The 20,651-nt window shown below is 48.7% G+C and carries 18 protein-coding genes; 8 read left to right on the top strand and 10 right to left on the bottom strand.

Going from position 1 to position 20,651, the window contains the following annotated elements; all coding sequences use genetic code 11:
• Window positions 1-81 precede the first annotated feature (81 nt).
• Window positions 82-1,014 carry a putative selenate ABC transporter substrate-binding protein gene (locus AACT35_RS07255; protein WP_099240261.1) on the bottom strand — a complete coding sequence of 311 codons (933 nt, stop codon included), beginning with the start codon at window positions 1,012-1,014 and terminating at the stop codon, window positions 82-84.
• A gap of 82 nt (window positions 1,015-1,096) precedes the next feature.
• On the opposite strand from AACT35_RS07255, the gene AACT35_RS07260 reads away from it, so the two are divergent.
• Window positions 1,097-2,737 (top strand): rhomboid family intramembrane serine protease, encoded by a 1,641-nt coding sequence (locus AACT35_RS07260; RefSeq protein ID WP_158227974.1) that lies wholly within the window; start codon window positions 1,097-1,099, stop codon window positions 2,735-2,737.
• On the opposite strand, the gene AACT35_RS07265 is transcribed toward AACT35_RS07260, so the two are convergent.
• The 5 genes from AACT35_RS07265 to malQ all read right to left on the bottom strand — a co-directional run bounded on the left by AACT35_RS07265 (window position 2,711) and on the right by malQ (window position 7,750).
• Window positions 2,711-3,640 carry a nuclease-related domain-containing protein gene (locus AACT35_RS07265; RefSeq protein WP_254048059.1) on the bottom strand — a complete coding sequence of 310 codons (930 nt, stop codon included), beginning with the start codon at window positions 3,638-3,640 and terminating at the stop codon, window positions 2,711-2,713. The two genes, AACT35_RS07260 and AACT35_RS07265, sit on opposite strands and share 27 nt — an antisense overlap.
• 36 nt (window positions 3,641-3,676) lie before the next feature.
• Window positions 3,677-4,369 (bottom strand): Rho termination factor N-terminal domain-containing protein, encoded by a 693-nt coding sequence (locus tag AACT35_RS07270; protein WP_062431975.1) that lies wholly within the window; start codon window positions 4,367-4,369, stop codon window positions 3,677-3,679.
• Complete coding sequence (locus tag AACT35_RS07275) at window positions 4,369-5,784, bottom strand: ParA family protein (protein WP_062431973.1); 1,416 nt, start codon at window positions 5,782-5,784, stop codon at window positions 4,369-4,371. The genes AACT35_RS07270 and AACT35_RS07275 overlap by 1 nt, the downstream gene beginning before the upstream one ends.
• A 64-nt stretch (window positions 5,785-5,848) precedes the next feature.
• On the bottom strand, window positions 5,849-6,232 hold the full coding sequence (locus AACT35_RS07280) for a DUF1818 family protein (RefSeq protein WP_099240265.1): 384 nt from the start codon (window positions 6,230-6,232) through the stop codon (window positions 5,849-5,851).
• Window positions 6,233-7,750 (bottom strand): 4-alpha-glucanotransferase, encoded by a 1,518-nt coding sequence (malQ, locus tag AACT35_RS07285; protein WP_099240267.1) that lies wholly within the window; start codon window positions 7,748-7,750, stop codon window positions 6,233-6,235.
• Between the two features lie 236 nt (window positions 7,751-7,986).
• On the opposite strand from malQ, the gene fbp reads away from it, so the two are divergent.
• The 3 genes from fbp to AACT35_RS07300 all read left to right on the top strand — a co-directional run bounded on the left by fbp (window position 7,987) and on the right by AACT35_RS07300 (window position 10,987).
• The gene (fbp, locus tag AACT35_RS07290; RefSeq protein ID WP_099240269.1) at window positions 7,987-9,036 is read left to right on the top strand and encodes a class 1 fructose-bisphosphatase; all 1,050 of its coding nucleotides are present in this window, start codon (window positions 7,987-7,989) and stop codon (window positions 9,034-9,036) included.
• A gap of 52 nt (window positions 9,037-9,088) precedes the next feature.
• Complete coding sequence (locus tag AACT35_RS07295) at window positions 9,089-9,307, top strand: hypothetical protein (protein WP_099240271.1); 219 nt, start codon at window positions 9,089-9,091, stop codon at window positions 9,305-9,307.
• Between the two features lie 114 nt (window positions 9,308-9,421).
• The gene (locus tag AACT35_RS07300; RefSeq protein WP_099240273.1) at window positions 9,422-10,987 is read left to right on the top strand and encodes a B12-binding domain-containing radical SAM protein; all 1,566 of its coding nucleotides are present in this window, start codon (window positions 9,422-9,424) and stop codon (window positions 10,985-10,987) included.
• Between the two features lie 89 nt (window positions 10,988-11,076).
• Here the strand turns inward: AACT35_RS07300 and AACT35_RS07305 are convergent, their stop codons facing one another.
• Window positions 11,077-12,333: an acetylornithine transaminase gene (locus AACT35_RS07305; protein WP_012305960.1), complete on the bottom strand. Its 1,257-nt coding sequence runs from the start codon at window positions 12,331-12,333 to the stop codon at window positions 11,077-11,079.
• A 185-nt stretch (window positions 12,334-12,518) separates the two neighbouring features.
• Between AACT35_RS07305 and AACT35_RS07310 the strand changes: the two genes are divergently transcribed.
• From AACT35_RS07310 to AACT35_RS07320, 3 genes are all read left to right on the top strand, one after another.
• Window positions 12,519-13,580, top strand: a complete 1,062-nt coding sequence (locus AACT35_RS07310; RefSeq protein ID WP_012305959.1) for a potassium channel family protein — start codon at window positions 12,519-12,521, stop codon at window positions 13,578-13,580.
• A 120-nt stretch (window positions 13,581-13,700) separates the two neighbouring features.
• Window positions 13,701-14,390, top strand: a complete 690-nt coding sequence (gene rpe / locus AACT35_RS07315; protein ID WP_012305958.1) for a ribulose-phosphate 3-epimerase — start codon at window positions 13,701-13,703, stop codon at window positions 14,388-14,390.
• Window positions 14,391-14,550: 160 nt separating this feature from the next.
• Entirely contained in the window at window positions 14,551-15,963 is a 1,413-nt protein-coding gene (locus AACT35_RS07320; protein ID WP_143596809.1) for a hypothetical protein, read from the top strand.
• Between the two features lie 108 nt (window positions 15,964-16,071).
• On the opposite strand, the gene psbU is transcribed toward AACT35_RS07320, so the two are convergent.
• Window positions 16,072-16,488, bottom strand: a complete 417-nt coding sequence (gene psbU / locus AACT35_RS07325; protein ID WP_012305956.1) for a photosystem II complex extrinsic protein PsbU — start codon at window positions 16,486-16,488, stop codon at window positions 16,072-16,074.
• Between the two features lie 307 nt (window positions 16,489-16,795).
• Here psbU and AACT35_RS07330 point away from each other — a divergent pair, with 307 nt between their 5' ends.
• A complete protein-coding gene (locus AACT35_RS07330) occupies window positions 16,796-17,431 on the top strand; it encodes a peroxiredoxin (protein WP_030006099.1) in 636 nt (211 codons plus the stop codon).
• Window positions 17,432-17,542: 111 nt separating this feature from the next.
• Here the strand turns inward: AACT35_RS07330 and lpxC are convergent, their stop codons facing one another.
• Together lpxC and AACT35_RS07340 are read right to left on the bottom strand one after the other, a co-directional pair.
• On the bottom strand, window positions 17,543-18,370 hold the full coding sequence (gene lpxC / locus AACT35_RS07335) for a UDP-3-O-acyl-N-acetylglucosamine deacetylase (protein WP_099240277.1): 828 nt from the start codon (window positions 18,368-18,370) through the stop codon (window positions 17,543-17,545).
• Between the two features lie 45 nt (window positions 18,371-18,415).
• Entirely contained in the window at window positions 18,416-20,587 is a 2,172-nt protein-coding gene (locus AACT35_RS07340) for a BamA/TamA family outer membrane protein (protein WP_099240454.1), read from the bottom strand.
• Window positions 20,588-20,651 lie beyond the last annotated feature (64 nt).

The following is a 20,651-nucleotide window of genomic DNA, read 5'->3' on the forward strand; positions in this document are numbered from 1 at the left end:
ATAAAGCCCCCCGGCCCCCAGTCTGGGGGAGATTTTAGGAGGCAGATCAACAGACTTCTTCGCCTTCAAGAAAACCTTCGTTTATTGGATCTTGCCAATCTGGCGGCCCACAGCTTCGATTTCAGCGTAGTTTTCGTTGCTGGTCTGAATAAACTGGGTCGCCCCAAACAAATCAAGAATTTCTTTGTGGTCAGGATTGTTGGGATCGAGTTGGAGCAAAGCCTGTTGCACTTTATCCCGGAAGCCTTCCCCATAGCGTTCGTCCACGTCGGGGGAAATGACCCAGTGATAGTCGTAGTAGGCGGGCGATCGCCAAATCACGTTCACTCTATTGGTATCTACTTCCCCGGCTTCGACGCGACTATTCCACACCTGTTCGTTAAGCATTCCCAGGTCATAGGTACCCGCTTCGACCAGTTGAATGGTGGCATCGTGGGAGGCCGAAAAACCCACTTCCCCTTGGAAATCTTCAAGAGAGACTCCGGCCTGTTCTAGGTAGTATTGGGGCATCAGGCGGCCAGAGGTAGAGGATTCACTGCCAAAGGTGAGGGTTTTGCCTCTGACTTGGGTTAAATCAGCATCACTGGCTAATTCCCCTAGGCCACTATTCACATTGGCAATCAGTACCGAGTGAAATTCGGCGTCAATATCCCGTTGGGCGATCGCCTCGGCCCCAGGGACTTGCAATCTCGCTTGGACACCCGTCAACCCACCAAACCAGACTAAATCTAAATCACCCACCTTAAAGGCTGTGACCGCGGCGAGGTAATCGGTGACGGGTTTATATTCCACAGGTACTCCCAGTTCAGCACTCAGATAATCCGCCAGCAGGCCATAGAGTCGCTGCAATTTTTCAGGATCTTGATCGGGAATCGCCCCCGTGACCAAGGGTTGTACTGCCGTTGTTGGCGTCTCATTTTCGGTGGGGCTAGTGACATCCGTAGTCGATGGAGCGGTACAGCCAAAAACACTGAGGGAAAGCAGACAGAGGGCAGACAGGAGCCGTTTTTTCATGGGTAATTTCTCAAGGGAAAGAAAAAGATTTGTTCCCAACTTAAGATAACAACTAATGTTTTTCCTCCCAATGGCTTTCGTAATGGCATCTGCTTTGTGGCCCCTAATTTGGTTTTACGCTGTTTCTTTTTCCTGCGGGGTTTTGATGCTCCGTATTTGGCGATCGCCGCGCCCCCGTCCTCTGGGATGGTTCTGGGTGGCGGGGTTTGTCCTCGTCCTCACCTGGGGAATGAACCTGATTTCGATGGCTTGGGCTGCTTGGTGGGGCGGTATCGCTTGGTTGCTGTTGATCCTCGTGCCATCTTTGGGCTTGCGGCAGATCCAGGGTCTTTTGTCCCGGCAAGATTTTCAGCGGGCCTACCAATGGGCTTTGTATTTGCGATATCTCCATCCCTTTGATGGTTGGTGGGAACAACCGCAGATCATTCGCGCTTTAATTTTGAGTCAACGGGGCCAACTCACCCCAGGCTTAAATCTTTTAGAAAAATACCAGGATCACCCCAGTTTTTTGGCCCGTCAGGCGATCGCCATGGATTATGCGATGCGGTTTGATTGGCCTGGACTGCTGACTTGGCTCCGGGGAATGGCGCAAACCCCCCAAGAACCTTTGCTTTTGGTTTACTATTGCCGCGCCCTGGGGGAAACGGGTCAACTGCCTGAACTCTTACAACTGGTGCTGAAACCAGAAACCAAAGCGCAACTGTTGCGGGGGAGCGATCGCCGTCAGTGGCATTTGGTATTGCTATTTACGGCGGCTTTTTGTGGCGAAATCAAGACGGTGCAACGGTTATTGACAGGCCCTCTCCGGGATTATGCCAAAGAGATCAAGGGTTTTTGGCTGGCGATCGCCCACTACGGGGCCGGAAGTGTCTCCCAAGGAAATGCCATTTTACAGACTCTCCAGGAGGACTCAAATAAACGTTTCCGCAATGCCGTCCAGATGCGCCACCAACATCCTCCCCGACCAGCCCAATCGCTCCTCCCCATAGACGCTTATCCTGATTTAGCCCACCTCAGCCGCCTGGTACAACAGGAAACCCAAGAGCAGCTTTATCAATCCCTCGTAGGCCAACCACCTGCGGGGCAAAAGCAAATTTCGGTGAATTCTGTTTTAGTTGCCGTCAACTGTCTGGTATTCCTGGGGGCGATCGCCGCTAGTAATCCCGAAAATCCGGAAGCGATGCTCCAGGGCGGTGGTTTCATTCCCAACCAAGTGTTGCAGGGGGAATGGTGGCGCTTGTTTACGGCGAATTTTATCCATGTGGGGCTGACCCATCTCTTGATGAATATGGCAACCTTGGCGTTGCTAGGCCCCTTTGCCGAAAAACATCTGGGGCGATCGCGTTATCTCCTTGTTTATTTAGGCAGTGGTTTCGGGGCGACGGTAACACTGTTTGGGTTGGTGCTGTTGGCCCAGGGCTTTGACTACGAAACATTTCCAGCGTGGTTGGCCTATCTCACTACAGAAATTCGCTATGGCTACCAGGTGTGGGTCGGGGCTTCTGGATCGATTATGGGCATGATCGGGGCGATCGCTGTGGTGTTGTGGCAGGGATGGCGACGGTTTCACCTCGAAGCCGCGGGCAGACAATTTCGCTTGATTTGCTTAATTATTGTGATCCAGTTTGCGGTGGATCTGAGTTCCCCGAATGTCAGTTTTTACAGCCATTTACTAGGCCTCTGTTGGGGAGTTACCCTAACCCTTTTGTTGAGGCGAATTTAAGGGGAATTGCTTTTGGCAATCGAAACAGTATGCTTTTCCGTCAAAGCGAATTTTATTATTAAAACAAAACATTGCGACTTTTTTGGAAATAGGTTGCTTACAGCAATAGCAATAGTATTTTGTTTTCTTTGTCTGTTCTATTGAAACGGGGTGCTGATTGTCTCTTTCTCTAGAAATAGAAAATTTTTTATAGTAATCAAACTGGGAAGGTCGATGATAACTGACTAGGTTTTTCGCTATTTGCTGCAATGATTCGGATGAAATTATTTTTGTGATTGAACCAAGGGTTGTCAATATATTTTCATTATTTAGATTGTCTCGTGTTTGTTTATAAAATTCGTCTGACTTAATGACAGCATCTGTTTTAAAATCTTTTGCCTTGGGACGAATCACGCGAGATTTTGGCGAAACTAAAACATAGGCAAGAAAATGGGGTTGTAATGGTATTCCCAATCTTTTAGGTAGTATTTCTTCACCCTGGAGAAGGTTCTTTAAAACTTTGATGTGTCTTTTATTTTGCTCAATGGGAGACTCTATTGCCCTGTAGCTTTTCTGGAATGAAACTAAAAATTCGCCATGTTCTGTGATTTTGATACCACGGGCATAATGTTTTGTTTCTAAGATATAAAAATCAAGAAATCTATTGATTAAGATATGGTCAATTTGAGCAACTAATCCATTATGCTCAATTCTAAGATCGTGAATAATCGCCCAGTTTGGTGAATTTTTATAATAAAAATCAATAAAATAAGCAGAATCCTTTTCTCCTTGATTACCAGAGGTGAGTCTCTTTAGCTCTGTTTTTGCCCGCAAAACTTTTGCTTCGGATAGATTAGGTAAATTGATAATCGTTTTTAACTGCTCTATGTTTGCATCAATGGGATCTTTTTCTTTAATGATCATTTAGAAATAATTTGAATCTTGTAATTTTACTTCGGATTAACCTTGCTCAGTAAGTAATTTTACTAGAGCACTCTTTTTTAGCTTACTATATCCTTTTAAGCCACGTTTTTTAGCCATTTTTTGGAGCTCTGCCTGGGTAAAAGTCGTAAGAAACTGCGGATCAATAATTACGTCTGGCAGAGGTTCAGGGGTTGTGTAAAAAATTTCTTTGAAAATATTTAGTTTTTTCCCTCTGGTAATGCCGCATTTTATTTTTGTGACATCCATTAAATTTTCTTTCCAATATTGACGCGGAGCATTTTCAATACGTTCAACTGCATTGGCGAGCTTAACGCTACCCAATTTCAGGGGATTAATTGGACGCTTCATTAGATAGTCCAGACCCACTTTAATTTCCTCCCTAGTTGCTGTTGCGAGGTTAATCTTAGCAAGCTTTTCTTGAGTAAGAATGCGGGCCGATTCTTGAGTTTCTGGGGAATCATCAGCAACAATACACCAAACTTTCGTCAATCCTGCTTCTTCGGCGGCAGCAAAAACGAAGCTATTCGCAATCACTTGATAAGATTCAGAACCGATTTGTTTGACAATTAAAGGAATCCAATTTCTATTTTCAGCATCATTAATGGCTTTGGCTGCTCCTTGAATCAAAAAATCATGGACTTGTGTATCTATCCCTGTACTGATTTCATCGAGATAGAGATGTAATAATGCACCTACTTCTTGTTTCATTAAATAAAATACTCCCGAACTAAATCACGATAATATTCACGTGCTTTTTTACTTGTAAAAACTGCTGGACGATTAGAAAATGCAGCGGATGCAATGTGAGCATAGCTAGGCATCTCAAATATTTCGAGATTTTTGTGAGCTGGGCGATATTTAGGAAAAAAGAAGCGCATCAAATCAATTTGCTCTTCTTTTTTAGCTTGTTTAATGATTTTAGTAATTGCCTCTTGTGCTTGCCTTTTTTGAGTTGGAGTAATTGCTTCTCCATTAAAGAAAATTGGTAGGGGAACTGGGTCTGATAATTCTGAAGCGATTCCAAATCTTTCAGCATCTACGTCAAACTGCCTGCGCGATTCCCCCAACATAGGAAAAATTGTTTTCATGGCAGTAGCTGCATTTTTAAATGAAGCAATACCATTGTGTTTAGATGGCATCAGGATAACGTCGGCAGCAGCGATCGCCTCTTCGGTAAATCTATTTGTACCGGGAGGAGAGTCGATCAAAATATAATCATAATTATTTTTCAAAGGATTTAAAGATCGCCGCAAAAAGCTCTTGGTTAAATATTTAGTATATTGAGTTTGCTCTTGATGTAACTCTTCATCTACTGGGATTACATCAAACCCATATTCTTTTCCGCTTTTTGTTTTCAAAGTATATCTCGAAATAACATCTTGGATGTCATGGTTTTTATGATCTTGGAGATATTCTGAGAGTTTAAGTTTACCTAGTTTAACATCTAATAAATCTGTCAAGTCTTTCTGGTTAGGGTCAAAATCTACAACCAAAACTTTCTTGTCAAATCCAAGAGAATTGTCTGGCTTTCCCTGGGGGAGCGATAAAATACCTGCAAGGTTGATGACAGTCGTTGTTTTCCCGACACCGCCTTTATTATTGTAAATAGCAACGAACAATGAGCGTTTTTGATTATCGATATAATGCTTAATAAGCTTAATTTTTTCATCGATATTATCAGCCGTTAATTTTATATTTTTGGTGTAGGGATAAACGACTTTTCCGTGCCGTCGAAATAATTGAATATATTCTGCGTTGGTAATGATTCCCCATTTAGCAGAATGGCAATGTTTTGATTTTGGATGTAAATAACCCTTGAGTTGACTGACTGTTTTTTTATAATCGTTAGAGCCAAAACTTAAATCAAGTTGTCTTTTTTTTAGTTCAATGAGTAATGATGGATTTGCTTTAGTATGACAAAAGATATCATCCCCATAATTTTTGCGAGCCGCTAAGTCAACTTTTGCTCCACCATTCCCGACTAAGTATTGGCTCTCAATTTCATTTAATTCAAATCCCAAAAAAGGTAAAATTGCGGGTCTCATTAACATTGCTTCAATTTGCGGCTCATTTGCATCGGGAGCTAATGACAACCAAGCATCTTTGAGATTGAGATTTGACATAAGACAGCATTATATTTTGAGGCTCAAGTGATTATCTTATCAGACTTTAAATGTTGGGATCTCATCACAGCGGCAACTCATGACTTTTATGAAAAACATGACTGCATTGCACCAACTGCTGCACAGCTTCCGGTTGCCAATTTCCCTCAATGTTCCGTTGGGTGAGGACTAACAAACGCAGGCTATAGCAGGCTGGAAATCCTTCAATCTCTAGCCAGACCAAATCACTTTCTGCTTCGATGGCAATCCGTTCCTCTGGCATCAATTCCGAGGCAATACTTTCGACCGTATCGGCTAACTGCACCAACAAGCGACAAAAATCTTCAAATTCTGCTGCGGTTAATTCCACCGCCCAATCGTCGGCTCCAACCAAGCCCTGGAAAGTCCGGGTGGGGTCAGGATCCCAGCCTAACCGCCAACCCCTTCCTTTTTTGAGCGATCGCCCCATTTATTCGCCTCGATACTCCGGTTCACGCCCGTAAAGATAGACGAGGTAGCGTAATTTGCCAATGAGGTCATCACTCAGCATTTCCGGCTGGTAGCGCCAAGTCCAGTTGCCCGCGGCCACTCCAGGGGTATTCATCTTTGCCTCAGACCCCAAACCAAGCAGATCTTGGAGGGGGAAAACTGCCAGATTTGCCACGGAACCCAAGGCCAGACGAATCAAGCCCCAGTGAATCCCCTCATCACAGAGACAACCGAGGTAATCCGTGACCCGCGCCTTTTCTTCGTCACTGCGCTTGTCAAACCAGCCCACAGTGGTGTCATTGTCGTGGGTACCCGTGTAGACAATGCAATTGCGATTGGTGTAGTTGAAGGGTAGAAACGGATTAGCGCGATCGCTATCGAAGGCAAAGTGCAAAATCTTCATCCCCGGTAAGCGATATTTATCCCGTAGAGCCTCCACGTCCGGCGTGATTACCCCCAGATCCTCAGCGACGATGGGCAATTCACCGAGTTTATCTTTGAGTAACGCAAAAAATTCGTCACCCTTAGCCTTGATCCAGCGGCCATTCATCGCCGTTTTTTCCCCTTGGGGCACCGCCCAAAACGCTTCAAAACCCCGGAAGTGATCGATACGAACAATATCGACATACTCCAGCATGGTTTTAATGCGCTCGATCCACCAGGAATAGTGACGGCGCGAAAGGTTACGCCAGTTGTAAACCGGGTTGCCCCAGAGTTGGCCCGTTTCGCTGAAATAATCCGGTGGGACTCCCGCCATCCACTTGGCAGCTCCGGTTTCATAATCGAGACGGAAAATTTTCGGATGCCCCCACACATCGGCGCTGTCGTGGGCCACATAGATCGGCAAATCCCCAAAGATTTGGATGCCCTTTTCATTGGCATAGCTTTTTAGGGTTGACCACTGGCGGAAAAATTCTGATTGGGCGTATTTGTGGAAAAAGATTTGATCGGCGAGGATCTCTGTCTGCTGGGCGATCGCCTTTGGGTCACGCCAAGCGAGGGTCGCATCCCAGTCATACCAGCTTTTGCCATCGTGGGCTTCCTTGAGGGCCATAAAGAGCGCATAATCATTGAGCCAATAGGCCTGCTCTTCACAAAAGGTTTGAAATTCTTGTTTTCTCTCTGGGGTCGCCACCGCCTGGAAGCGTTTACAGGCTTTTCTCAGGAGGGGCATCTTAAAGGCGATCGCCTGATCATAGTCCACTCGATCTCTAGGGCAGCTTGGACAGGCCGCCAAATCAGCTTCTTCTAATAAATCTTCTGAAGCCAGCCATTCCAAATTTAACAGCATCGGATTGCCCGCAAAGGCCGAATAACATAGATAAGGAGAATTCCCAAACCCCGTTGGCCCCAGGGGTAGAACTTGCCAAACCTGCTGTCCACTATCGGCAAGAAAATCAATAAATCGATAGGCTTCTGGCCCTAGATCGCCGATTCCAAATCGACCCGGCAAAGACGTAGGATGCAACAGAACACCACTAGCACGACGTTGAAACATACGCAGATTACAAGCTCACAATTTTTCTCTACTGGCCATCCTAGCAACCGTTTCCCGTACAGCCGGAGATTGTGACGATTTTTGACAGCTTAAGGTCAAGGTTTGCCTATATCCCGCCCATTCTGCCCAAATACTTTCCTTTTTTCCTTGCTTTTCCATTAAGTAATCCTTTAGCAAGAGCGCATCCCCCAAACACAATCGTTACCATTGGAGCAAACCCACAAAGGAAAAAGCCTATGCCAGATCACAGCAACGACATTACCCAAAGTCCCAGTCTTGACCGCGACTGCACCACCCTCTCCCGCCATGTTTTGCAACAGCTCCAGAGCTTCGACACGGCGGCCCAGGACATCAGCGCCATCATGAATCGCATTGCCCTCGCCGGAAAGCTCGTTGCCCGTCGCCTCAGTCGCGCTGGCTTGATGGAAGGGGTACTCGGCTTCACGGGCGAAGAAAATGTCCAAGGAGAATCTGTCAAACGGATGGATCTCTATGCCAACGATGTCTTTATTTCCGTTTTCAAACAAAGTGGCCTCGTCTGTCGCCTCGCCTCCGAGGAAATGGAAAAACCCTACTACATTCCTGAAAATTGCCCCATCGGTCGCTATACACTGCTCTACGATCCGATTGATGGCTCCTCCAATGTCGATATTAATCTCAACGTGGGGTCTATCTTCTCCATTCGCCAACAGGAAGGCATGGACCTCGACGGAGACGCCGCCGACCTCCTCCAAAATGGCCATAAACAGATTGCTGCTGGTTATATTCTCTATGGCCCTTCGACCATGTTGGTTTACTCCATTGGCACGGGGGTTCACTCATTTATTCTCGATCCCAGTTTGGGGGAATTTATCCTCGCTGAAGAAAACATCACAATGCCCAACCATGGCTCGATCTACAGCGTCAATGAGGGGAATTTCTGGCAGTGGGAAGATTCGATTCGGGATTATATCCGCTATATGCACCGCCACGAAGGTTACACGGCCCGCTACAGCGGTGCCCTCGTGGGGGATTTACACCGCATCCTGATGCAGGGGGGCGTCTTTCTCTATCCGGGCACAAAGAAAAAGCCAGAGGGCAAATTGCGCCTCCTCTATGAAACAGCACCTTTAGCTTGGCTCATTGAACAGGCCGGGGGGAAAGCCAGCACAGGCACTATGCCGCTCCTGGATTTTGTGCCGACCTATCTCCACCAGCGCACCCCGACGATCCTCGGCAGTGTGGAAAATGTGGAATTGGTTGAATCGTTCATCCAAGAAGCAGAGCGGGAAACCGTCGGTGTTTAAGGATTTAGAGGATGTGGCAAAAATCGGATCGACAACTGTGAGGTGAAGCTGAATGCAAGAGTTAACGGGGCGCATTGCCCATCAATCCTTGGGTGTTGGCGTATGGGTTCTCGAAACAGCAGCGGGGGTCAACTATGAACTGCGGGATTTGCCCCAGACCTATCAGCAGCTAGGGCTGCAAGTTACTGTAACGGGAGAAGTCCTCGCCGATGCGGTTTCTGTTGCCATGGTGGGGCCAATTTTCGCCGTGGATACTGTTACAAAACTTTAGCGCTACACTGAAGGCACTTGTGCGCTTACCTGACATCAGTTTTGATGATGGTCGGCGATTGCCTTCTAAAAATCAGCCTTTTTAAAACCCTTTCATCATAAAACTTTAAATACCATGCGTGTCCTCCTCATTTATCCGGTTTTTCCGCCCACCTTTTGGTCCTACGAAAAAATCCTTGAACTGGTCAACCGCAAGGTGCTGCTGCCCCCTTTGGGCTTAATTACTGTGGCGGCGATTTTACCCCAAGAATGGGAATTTAAGCTGGTTGACCGCAATATCCGTGCTGTCACCGAGGCGGAATGGGAATGGGCCGATCTGGTCTTGATGTCGGCGATGATCGTCCAAAAGGATGACCTCCTCGATCAAATCAAAGAAGCCAAAAAACGAGATAAATTAGTGGCCGTTGGTGGCCCCTACCCGACGTCGGTACCTGAAGAAGTCCAGGATGTGGGAGCGGACTTTTTGATCCTTGATGAAGGGGAAATCACCCTGCCGATGTTTGTGGATGCCGTTAATAATGGCGCAACCTCAGGCACCTTTAGGGCTGAGGAAAAACCCGATGTCACCACCACCCCTGTCCCCCGTTATGATCTGCTGGAATTGGATCAGTATGATTCGATGTCGGTGCAATTTTCCCGGGGCTGTCCCTTCCAATGTGAATTTTGTGACATCATCGTCCTCTATGGGCGCAAACCCCGCACCAAAACCCCAGAGCAGCTTCTCAAAGAATTAGATTGCCTCTACAAATTGGGTTGGCGACGGAGCATTTTCATGGTGGATGATAATTTCATCGGCAATAAACGCAATGTCAAACTCCTCCTCAAGGCCCTTAAGGAATGGCAACGGGAACATCAATATCCTTTCCGCTTCAATACTGAAGCTTCGGTGGATCTCGCTGACGATCCAGAACTGATGGATTTGATGGTGGAATGTTTCTTTGATGCGGTTTTCCTGGGTATTGAAACCCCTGACGAAGAGAGTCTGCAACTGACGAAAAAATTTCAAAATACCCGCAGTTCCCTCGCTGAATCCATTGACAAAATTATTCAAGCGGGATTGCGGCCCATGGCGGGTTTTATTATCGGCTTCGATGGGGAGAAGAAAGGGGCAGGCGATCGCATTATCAAATTTGCAGAACTGACGGCGATCCCCACCACCACCTTTGCGATGCTCCAGGCGTTACCGAATACGGCTCTCTGGCACCGCCTCGAAGCAGAAGGACGACTCCGGGCGAAAAAGGACGGCAACATCAACCAAACGACCCTGATGAATTTCATCCCTACTCGTCCCCTCGAAGACATCGCCAATGAGTATGTCCACGCCTTTTGGCAACTCTACGATCCCCACCTTTATTTGGACCGCATTTACCGTTGTTTCCTGAAATTGGGCGCGCCCAAATGTCATCCCCCGGCCAAGTTGCCCAGCCTGGTCGATCTCAAGGCATTGGCGATCGTCATTTGGCGACAGGGCATTAAACGGGATACCCGCTGGCGCTTCTGGCACCATTTATTTGGTATTTTGCGCCACAATCCGGCAGTTTTTGAGCATTACCTCACCCTCTGCGCCCACAACGAGCATTTCCTGGAATATCGCCAGATCGTCAAAGACAGCATCGAAACCCAGTTAACGGAATTTTTAGAACAGGAAGAAACCTCTACTCCCACCCCCGTTACGGTGTAATTCCCACTGGGCCAAGCATGTAAAAATAAAACTCCCCGATTTTTTAACAATGGGGGAGCTTTTTATTGCTTTGGGCAGGATAAAGAAATTTAGAGAGCCATGGCAGCGAGGGTCTGGTCTAAAAGGGCGATCGCCTCATTGATTTCTGCGGCGGAAACAATCAGAGGCGGCACAAATCGGAGTACCTTCGGGCCAGCGGGAGCCAACAGTAGACCCTTTTCCATAGCTGCTTTGACCACTTCAATGGAGGTGAGTTCGAGGTCTGCTTTAATTTCCATACCATTGATCAAACCCCAGCCCCGGACATCGCTGAAGTAGGGATATTTTTCGGCCAGGGTTTTTAAACCCGCCCGGAGCTGCTCCCCACGGGCATTGACATTTTCGAGTAGGTTTTCCTGTTCGAGGGTTTCAACCACCGCTAGGGCCGCCGCACAGGAGAATGGGTTACCGCCGAAGGTGCTGGCGTGTTCCCCAGGGTTAAAGACCGCACAGGAATCCTTGCACATCATCGCGCCAATGGGGATTCCTCCCGCTAATCCCTTCGCACTGGTGAAAATATCCGGTTCAATGCCGAGGTTTTCGTAGCCCCAGTATTTGCCAGTTCTCCCGACCCCAACTTGCACTTCATCGAGGACAAGGAGAATTCCGTTTTCGTCACAAATGCGCCGCACTGCTTTGAAATATTCCACATCACCAGGCCGGACGCCCCCTTCTCCCTGGAGGGCTTCGAGCATAATGGCAGCGACGCGGCGGTTACCTTCATCGATGTCGGTGATCGCTTCTTCGAGGGCGCGAATGTCGTTGTAGGGCACATAGGCAAACCCATCGGGGAGCGGGTCGAAATGTTTTTGGTATTTGGGTTGTCCGGTGGCGGTAATCGTCGCAAGGGTACGCCCGTGGAAGCTCGATTTCGCCGAAAGGATCACGGGTTGTTCGAGGAAATCTGAGACGGTGTGGGCATATTTACGGACTAATTTAATTGCTGCTTCGTTGGCTTCGGCCCCGGAGTTACAGAAAAAGACTTTATCGGCACAGGAATGTTCGACGATCCACTGGGCTAAAGCGCCTTGCTCTGGGATGTAGTAGAGGTTAGAAATATGGTGCAGTTTTTGAATCTGCGCACTGACCGCTTGGATCAGGGCTGGGTGAGCATGGCCCAGGGTGCAGGTGGCAATGCCTGCGACAAAATCGAGGTAACTTTTCCCTTCGGTATCCCACAGACGACATCCTTCCCCCTTGGCGATCGCCACCGGAAAGCGCCCATAGGTATGCATCACATACTGATCGAACTGAGTTGGGTTAAAGCTTTGGGCTGGGGAATGGTTCAGTAGCGTTTGGGGACTCACGGGTTACTCCTCTTCGATGGCGAGACTCAAAGTTAAATTTCAGTTTAGCCAATGGGTAATCTTTTTTGCTAAATACAAGGGGGGAATGAGCTAAAGAAATTCTATGTTTTTTTAGCTTCCTACGGGTCGGCTGAAATTGTCTGCAACTTTCCCTACAAACATCAGACTTATCTTGAGGTTCATCGGTGTACAGCATTGAGCAAAAATATAGACGCCTCAGGGGGCAACTGCAATTGGGTCTGCTGATGCTTGTGGCGCTGTTTCTGCTGGGGACAAGTTGGTTTATTGTCGTGGAGCAGTGGTCATGGGTAGATGCGGCCTACATGACGATGATCACCTTAGCCACGGTGGGCTTTGGGGAAATTCATCCCCTAGGCGATCGCTCTCGGATATTCACCATTATTCTGATTTTTTTAGGCTTGATTGCGGTTGGTTATATCGTCAACCGTTTCATCGAAGCAATGATTAGCGGCTATTTTCAGGAGATAAAAAAATTGAAACAGTATCAGCAGCAAATTAGTCGTCTCAATAACCATTACATTGTTTGTGGCCTCGGTCGCACAGGGCAGCAGGTGGCCCGGGAATTTCTCGCCGAGAATATTCCCTTTGTCGTCATTGACCAAGATCCCGACATTATCGAAGCCGCTCAGGATCAAGGCTACATTTGCATCCAAGGAGATGCCACCCTCGATCAACATCTCCATGAAGCGAAAATCGACCGGGCAACTTGTTTGGTGGCGGCCCTCAGCTCCGATGCAGAAAATCTCTATACGGTACTCTCTGCCAAAACATTGAATCCAAAAATTCGGGCGATCGCCAGGGCCAGTACCGAAGAAGCCGTGGAAAAATTACGCCGCGCCGGAGCCGATGCCGTTGTTTCTCCCTACATTACCGGGGGACGTCGCCTGGCCGCCGCTGCCCTGAGACCCCAGGTTATGGACTTTGTTGATGGCATTCTAACTGGCGCAGAACGATCTTACTACCTCGAAGAAATCCGTGTGGATAGCAATTGCGGCGGTTACATTGGCAAAAGCCTCAGTGAAGCCCGACTCAGAGTACAGTCCGGTGCCCTCGTCCTCGCCATTCGCCGTCAAGATGGCAGCCTTATTCCTGGGCCAACGGGTGATACCTTACTGTTATCTGGGGACTTTTTAATTTGTATGGGCACAGCCGAACAACTGCGTAAATTAAATAGTATTTTGATCCCTGTACAAACCGATGGGCCTCTACGTCCCCCCCAGCGCTAGGTCAGTGTTTCCTGAAACAATGCTCCACCCAGGCTAGGCTACAAAAAATATTGATACAAACTTTTGTTAATATTGATACCAACTTAGAATTCTTGAGATAATAAGAGGAATCCACCCACCATGACTGACAAGAAAATTGTAGTTTCCCCGTCCATTCTTTCAGCGGACTTTAGCCGCCTTGGTGAAGAAATTAAAGCAGTCGATGAGGCTGGCGCTGATTGGATCCACGTCGATGTCATGGATGGTCGTTTTGTCCCGAATATCACCATTGGGCCGTTAATCGTCGAAGCGATTCGTCCCTACACCAAAAAGCCTTTGGATGTGCATTTGATGATCGTTGAGCCAGAAAAATACGTGGCAAATTTTGCTAAAGCTGGTGCTGACATTATCTCCGTCCACGCAGAACACAATGCGTCTCCCCACCTCCACCGCACCCTCTGCCAGATTCGTGAACTGGGTAAAAAATCTGGGGTTGTGCTGAATCCTTCTACGCCCCTTGACATCATTGAGCACGTCCTTGATGTTTGTGACCTAATTTTGATCATGAGCGTAAACCCTGGGTTCGGCGGCCAAAGCTTCATTCCTTCGATGGTGAACAAGATCGAAAAACTCCGGGCCATGTGTGATGAGCGCGGCCTGGATCCTTGGATTGAAGTCGATGGTGGGATCAAGCCTGCTAATGCGTGGCAAGTGATTGATGCGGGTGCAAATGCGATTGTTGCGGGTTCTGCTGTTTTCAAAGCCCCCAGTTATGCTGAGGCGATTGAAGGGATTCGTAACAGTAAGAAATCAGAAGCGGTTGCGGCCTAGGACATCCCCCTAAATCCCCCTTCAAAGGGGGACTTGAGATCCTATTTTTTTAGATTTGACCATAAATAATTGGGGAAAGACGAAACTGTTTTTCCCTATTTTTGTGGTCAAGGGAGTCTGGTGGCATAATCGAAATGCTCCCCTCCAGAATGGTTGTGCTGTGAAAGAGTCGGATTTGCGTCGATTGGCGGAACAGGGAAATCCCCAGGCGATCGCCCAGGTGTTAAGGCAAGCGTTTCAACCCCACCAGATCAGGGTGATGCTCAAACGGGTGACTGATAAGCACCTCAAAATTCAACTCGAAGGTTTTAATACCCCCGACCAGGCGATCGCCAAACAAATCCTTACCCCTTGGCAGAAAATCTGGGAACGCACGATCACGGAAACCTTTACTGTTGAAGGCATTCGATTTGGGGAAGTTACCCCCGACTGGGAATGGACAATTGTAGCGGGCTTACTCTCCCCAGCCAAACGGGAACCCTCCCCGGAAGCACTCAGTGCCCAAGAATCACCTAAAAAGGCAGCCCTCAAAAACGATGATCTCACCCTGAAACTCCGGCAACTACTCGCTGCCTACCTGTGGAGTATCAAAGTTACCCCTTCCGCTGGGGCCTTGGTGATTAAGTTAACGGTAATTGACCAACGCGATCGCCAAGATTATTGCCAGATTATCCAGCAGGCTTTACAGCATTTCTCCCTGGATGATGTCGAGAAAGTTTACCTTAATGTCTACCATCGTCAGCAACGGCAATACCTCCTCAAAACTTGTTTTCCTCTCCATGGTGCTCTGCCATCCCAAATCCCCAACCAGCGCCCCCGGTCACGGCAACTGTCTCCGGATACCCCCCAGGCGCTCCTCATTGGTGGCGGCCTAGGTCTGATTCTCTTTTTGCTGCCTCCCAGTCGCTTTATTCTGAATACCTTTCTCACCCTCGTCCATGAAATTGGCCATGCGATCGCCTTTTGGCTGTTTGGCTATCCCGCTGTGCCGAGTTTTGACTTTATCTTTGGGGGTGGAATTACCCTCGCCCTCGGCCGCGCCAGCATTATTTTGTGGCTGCTCTACGGGGCGATCGCCTATCTCGCTTGGCAATACCGTCGCAATCGCGGCACCCTGATTACCTTGGCTGGTCTGACTCTCTTGCAAATCCTTTTGATCCTGACGGGTTGGGATCAAATCGCCATTATCGCCATGGGTCATCTCTTAGAAATTGCCGCCGTCTTTATTTGTCTGTACTTTGCCCTCGGTAAATATTTTTGCCATGTCTCCGGTGAACAAACCCTTTATGCCCTGTTGGCCAGTTTTAGCTTTCTGGAAAATGGTGCCTTTTTCGGGCAGCTTATGACCAGCGAAACGTTCCGCATTGCCTACCGGGTCGGGAAAGGGGGCCTCCTCGACCATGACCTAGTGCGTCTGACCCAAGATTTTTTCGCGATGTCCCTGTCAACCCTGGCGGGTTGCTTTCTGCTGCTGACTTTCCTCGCGCCCGTGCTGGCCTTTGGGGCATTTTATTGGGAATCCCGCTGGGTACCTCAGTTTTATCGACTGTGCCAACCGAGCCCCAAATCTTAAAAATTGTCGTAAAAAAACCTATCCCTCAGGAATAGGTTAATTGCAATTGAAAATTTAGGTTTGACTCACAAACATCTTCCTAAACGCAGCAAGATCTCGTTTGTATTTTTAATAGTCACCAGTGTTCAGACGTTGGTCACCATCAATAAACACATCGGCAGGCGGTGTTACAGTGAAACGCTCCAAATTTTCCTCTAACCGTGCCAGTTGCTTCTCGCTGAGGTCGGGGATATTCAATACATCTTCAACGCTGTCATAGGGGGCATTTTCGATGATGCGTTTGGCCAATGTGGGATAAAATCCACGGAGCTCGCGGAAAAGACGGACGCTGGCGTTGTTTAGGTCAATTTTCTTGCCATATTCTGACTCAAGCACCTTGTCAGCGGGATTAACACGCTCACCGAGCACGGCTGCAGAAACAAAGCCATTGCTTAAATCGAGGGCTTGGGCTTGGGGCTGAACGCTAAAGAACGCGCAACCGAACATGAGGACGAGCCCCATTAATGCACTCACAACTCTACTCATTATGATTGATTCCTCCTAGGCTTTTCCCAGCTTTTTTTGATGATTCTTAGATTTATGTAAAATACTAAGCTTCAGGCGGCCTGAAACTACTAACGTAAAAAATTCTGGCTTATTATTTCATTTTTCCGGCTTGATTGTCACCCTCGGCTTTTTTGATTCTGAAGAATGGCAACAAAAGTTAATAAATATTGCGCTGTGTGACGGCAGCTTATCATTTTCCGGTGGCGATCGCCCCCCTTGGCATCTTCCCAGGGAGATGGGCCATAATGATCCTTTGGTAGTTTATTTAACATCAGGAGTTTAATTTATGTCTCTCCGGTTAGGCGATGTGGCCCCCAACTTTACCCAAGATTCCACCATTGGGGAAATTGATTTTTACGATTGGGCCGGCGACAGTTGGGTTGTTTTGTTTTCTCACCCCGCTGACTTTACCCCCGTGTGCACCACCGAATTGGGCGAAGTGGCTCGGTTAAAGGGAGAGTTTGAAAAGCGAAATGCTAAGGTAATTGCCCTCAGCGTTGATGACACGGCCTCCCACAATGGCTGGGTGGGTGACATTGACGAAACCCAGGGATGTGCTGTCAATTACCCGATTTTGTCCGACGCAGATCAGAAGGTCGCTACCCTCTACAATATGATCCACCCCAATGCCAACCCGAAGGTGACGGTGCGGACAGTCTTTGTCATTGATCCTGAGCGGAAGGTACGTTTAACCATTACCTATCCCCCCAGCACTGGTCGGAATTTCCAAGAAATTTTGCGGGTTTTGGATTCGTTGCAACTCACAGACAACTACAGCGTAGCGACCCCTGTCAACTGGCAGGATGGTGAAGATGTTGTGGTTTCTCCGGCAATCTCCACTGAGGATGCGAAGGTCAAGTTTCCAAAGGGCGTTAAGGAAATCAAGCCCTATCTCCGTATGACCCCCCAACCGAATAAGTAGAGTATTGGCTTATAAGGGCTGGCAGTCTCCGAAAAAGGCGATCGCCAGCCCCAGCAATACAGGTCAAACTATCGGCGTTATCCTTCACCCAATAGCAGCTTGATTAGAATTTTAGAAAAGCGTTGCCTGTAAAGTTTTAGCAAGCTGGGTATGGAGTTTATGGCTTGCTTTATAGGCCAGGTAATGGGCCGTGGGGATCGTACCAAGCAAACTCAAATCCCCGATTAAATCAAGTAATTTGTGGCGAGCCGGCTCATTCTCAAACCGGAGCGGCGGATTGAGCCATTTTTCCTGATCACAAACGAGGGCATTATCAAGACTGCCTCCCTGAATTAAACCAGCTTTTTTCAATTGCTCAATTTGATCGGCAAAGCCAAACGTCCGGGCCGGGGCGATCGCCTGGGCAAAGGGCTCTGCTGCGGGGCTCCAACTGTGCCACTGGTTGCCAATGGGCTTGTAGGTGAAATCGATGCCATAGGTAAACCGCAGTTCCGGTGAGGGTAAGGCTGCCACAAACGCGTCATCTTCCCGGAGCCAAACGGGTTCTGTGACCACAGGAACGGCGATCGCTTCATCCATGAGGGTCTGGGTGCCTGCCTTGGCGATCGCCTCTACCCACTGCGCTGCCGAGCCATCCAACAGGGGTAACTCCGGCCCATCTATTTCGAGGCGCACAACATCGATCCCAAGACCCACCAATGCCGCTAACAAATGCTCTGTGGTTCTGACCTTGGCCTCGCCCACTGCCAATTCCGTAGACAAAAGGGTTTGATCGACGGCCTCAATGCGGGCCGGGATCTGGGGTTGCCCTGGTAAATCTGTACGCACAAAATAACGACCCTGGTGGCGATCGCCAGGCACGAGCCTTAGGGTGACCCGTTGCCCCGAATGGAGACCCACCCCAGAACATTCAACGGTTGTTTTTAACGTTTTAACCATCACAAAAAAGGGGGGTGCCCCCCACGAAATCAGACCGATAACACCTTAGAAACGCTCACCAATACCAAAGTGAATACGACTGTCCCCTTGGTCGTTAAGCCCATAATCCACCCGGATTGGCCCCAGGGGAGAATTCACCCGCACACCGATACCATAGCCGAAACCATTACCGGGCTTACCACGGGTCCCCGCCGGATCTCCAGGCACATCATCCCCGGAACCGAGGTCTGTGGCATAGTCCGCAAATAGCGCGCCACCCACCGCCGAGAAAATGGGGAAGCGATATTCTGCTGTCGCTTGGATGTAGTTACGGCCACTGCCGAGGTCTCCTTCTTCAAAGCCCCGAACCGAGTTACTCCCCCCAAGAGAGAAGGCTTCGTAGGGGGGTAAATCCCCGATAATTGCGCCCCCTTGGATATTGAAGGCCAAAGTATGGGGTTTCTCTTCACTGCCAAAACTGGGGAGTTTAATCGGTGAATCCATATAGATACTGTGGCTGGCCCGGAGTCGGTTAAAGAGAATACTGCCGCTACCAATGGGAATGGTCTGGTCGGTGCCGAAACGGGTAATGGAGCCGCGGGTTGCCCCATCGAAGCTCGTGCGTTTATCGCGCACCACATTTAGACTCAGAGCAAAGATATCGTCAATACCATTGTCAGAGAAACTGAGTTGGTTCCCAGCTTCGTCGATAAACTCTGTATCACCATCGGCATTGGTAATCCGGACGCGATTGTAGTCGAAGCCGAGGGAGGCGCGCCATTCAGAGGGGCCAAAAACATCCTTCGATAAAGGACGACTAAAGGTCACCCCACCGCCAATCCGGTTAATCCGGGGGCGATCGCCACTGTCTTGTAAATCAACATCATTTTCCCCACCATCAAAGATCAGTGAGATAGAACGACGGCGGAAGGCATTGACCGAATAGGACGTCCGGTAAGGATCGCCGGCAATCCAAGGATCCGTAAAGGATAGGTCGAACAGAGCATCCCGTTGTCCTAATTGGAATTCGGCTGCCAGACGCTGGTTATTGCCACCCAGGTTTTGTTGTTGGTAGCTCACACTCCCAAAGAAACCGCTGGCGGAGCTAATTCCCCCACCCGCAGCGATGGAGCCTGTATTTCCTTCAATGACATTTAGATTGAGGACAGCCTGGGTCGGATCTTCGGTGCCTGTGGTGAAATCTAACTGGACATCTTCAAATAATCCCAGACCAAACACCCGCTGGAGATCCCGTTGGGCGACATCCCGCCGGAAAACGTCTCCTGGTTTGAGTTCCATTTCCCGCGTAATGATAAAGTCTCTGGTTTTACCATCGACGGATTCATTGTCAGCATTAATGAAATTAACCTGAATATCTTCGATCACCCCTTCGACGACGACGAGGGTCACAACCCCATCGGCACTGGGTTCATCAATACCGATTACCTTCGCTAAATCGTAACCATTGTCTTGGTACCACTGCTGGAGTTGTTGGAGCTTATTACTACCCTCTTGGAAATCATTGAGGTTGATAATCTCGCCATAGCGATCGCTAAAAATATTATCGACAACTTCGGGAGGGGTAATATTTTGACTGCCTTCTAGGGGCAATGCCTGCACGACGATATCGGTCAAAACGGGGTTGGGTACCACGTCAAAGGTCACCCGTACCCCCAAGGGTGTATCTTCCGGGGTGGCGACTACATTGGCAAACAAACCTGTCGCATAAACGCGGTTCACATCATTACGAATTTGCGAAACCGTCGTCGGCCGCCCGGCTTGTGTTTCAATGGCCCGGATAATTCTTTGTTCCAGTTCGACGTTGTCGCCCACACCATTAATCTGAATTTCTGCGACCAATACCCTAGGCTCGTTGGGGTTAGCTTGCTGGGCATTGGAATTTCCCTGCTGCTGGGCGTAGAGTTGCGGCAGATTACTATCTTGGGGAGCTTCTTGAGCCTGAGCAATGGGAGAGGTAACAGCTTGGGTTGGTGATTGGGCCAGGTTTTCGGATTGGGGCGCTGGCGTCTGGGAAGCTGGTGCTGCTGTGGGGGCTACGTCCTCTACGGGCAGAGCTGGCACAACCACTTGGGTCGCCGTTGGCACCAGGGGATCGGAGTGACTCCCTTCTGATCGGGGTTCGGCATGGGCCGGAGACATCACACCCAAAGAGGCGATCGCCGCCCAAAGTGCGAGGGCCTGGGGGGAAAAATAGTCTAAATTTTGTTGTTTCTGCACGTCCAAACACCAGATCAAACGAAAGTTATCAGCACTATATTTATAAGTGCTTTTTCTGTAAATC

Origin of the sequence: Synechococcus sp. BDU 130192 (assembly GCF_963876085.1) — a bacterium.
In the GTDB taxonomy this organism is placed as follows: Bacteria; Cyanobacteriota; Cyanobacteriia; order Cyanobacteriales; family MRBY01; genus MRBY01.

Excerpts from the sequence above, each read along its gene's own strand:
- AACT35_RS07300 (WP_099240273.1), top strand. The coding sequence starts at position 9,422 with ATGCGTGTCCTCCTCATTTATCCGGTTTTTCCGCCCACCTTTTGGTCC.
- psbU (WP_012305956.1), bottom strand. The coding sequence starts at position 16,488 with ATGAGTAGAGTTGTGAGTGCATTAATGGGGCTCGTCCTCATGTTCGGT.
- rpe (WP_012305958.1), top strand. The coding sequence starts at position 13,701 with ATGACTGACAAGAAAATTGTAGTTTCCCCGTCCATTCTTTCAGCGGAC.
- AACT35_RS07330 (WP_030006099.1), top strand. The coding sequence starts at position 16,796 with ATGTCTCTCCGGTTAGGCGATGTGGCCCCCAACTTTACCCAAGATTCC.
- AACT35_RS07265 (WP_254048059.1), bottom strand. The coding sequence starts at position 3,640 with ATGATCATTAAAGAAAAAGATCCCATTGATGCAAACATAGAGCAGTTA.
- fbp (WP_099240269.1), top strand. The coding sequence starts at position 7,987 with ATGCCAGATCACAGCAACGACATTACCCAAAGTCCCAGTCTTGACCGC.
- AACT35_RS07295 (WP_099240271.1), top strand. The coding sequence starts at position 9,089 with ATGCAAGAGTTAACGGGGCGCATTGCCCATCAATCCTTGGGTGTTGGC.
- AACT35_RS07260 (WP_158227974.1), top strand. The coding sequence starts at position 1,097 with ATGGCATCTGCTTTGTGGCCCCTAATTTGGTTTTACGCTGTTTCTTTT.
- malQ (WP_099240267.1), bottom strand. The coding sequence starts at position 7,750 with ATGTTTCAACGTCGTGCTAGTGGTGTTCTGTTGCATCCTACGTCTTTG.
- AACT35_RS07275 (WP_062431973.1), bottom strand. The coding sequence starts at position 5,784 with ATGTCAAATCTCAATCTCAAAGATGCTTGGTTGTCATTAGCTCCCGAT.
- AACT35_RS07270 (WP_062431975.1), bottom strand. The coding sequence starts at position 4,369 with ATGAAACAAGAAGTAGGTGCATTATTACATCTCTATCTCGATGAAATC.
- lpxC (WP_099240277.1), bottom strand. The coding sequence starts at position 18,370 with ATGGTTAAAACGTTAAAAACAACCGTTGAATGTTCTGGGGTGGGTCTC.
- AACT35_RS07280 (WP_099240265.1), bottom strand. The coding sequence starts at position 6,232 with ATGGGGCGATCGCTCAAAAAAGGAAGGGGTTGGCGGTTAGGCTGGGAT.
- AACT35_RS07255 (WP_099240261.1), bottom strand. The coding sequence starts at position 1,014 with ATGAAAAAACGGCTCCTGTCTGCCCTCTGTCTGCTTTCCCTCAGTGTT.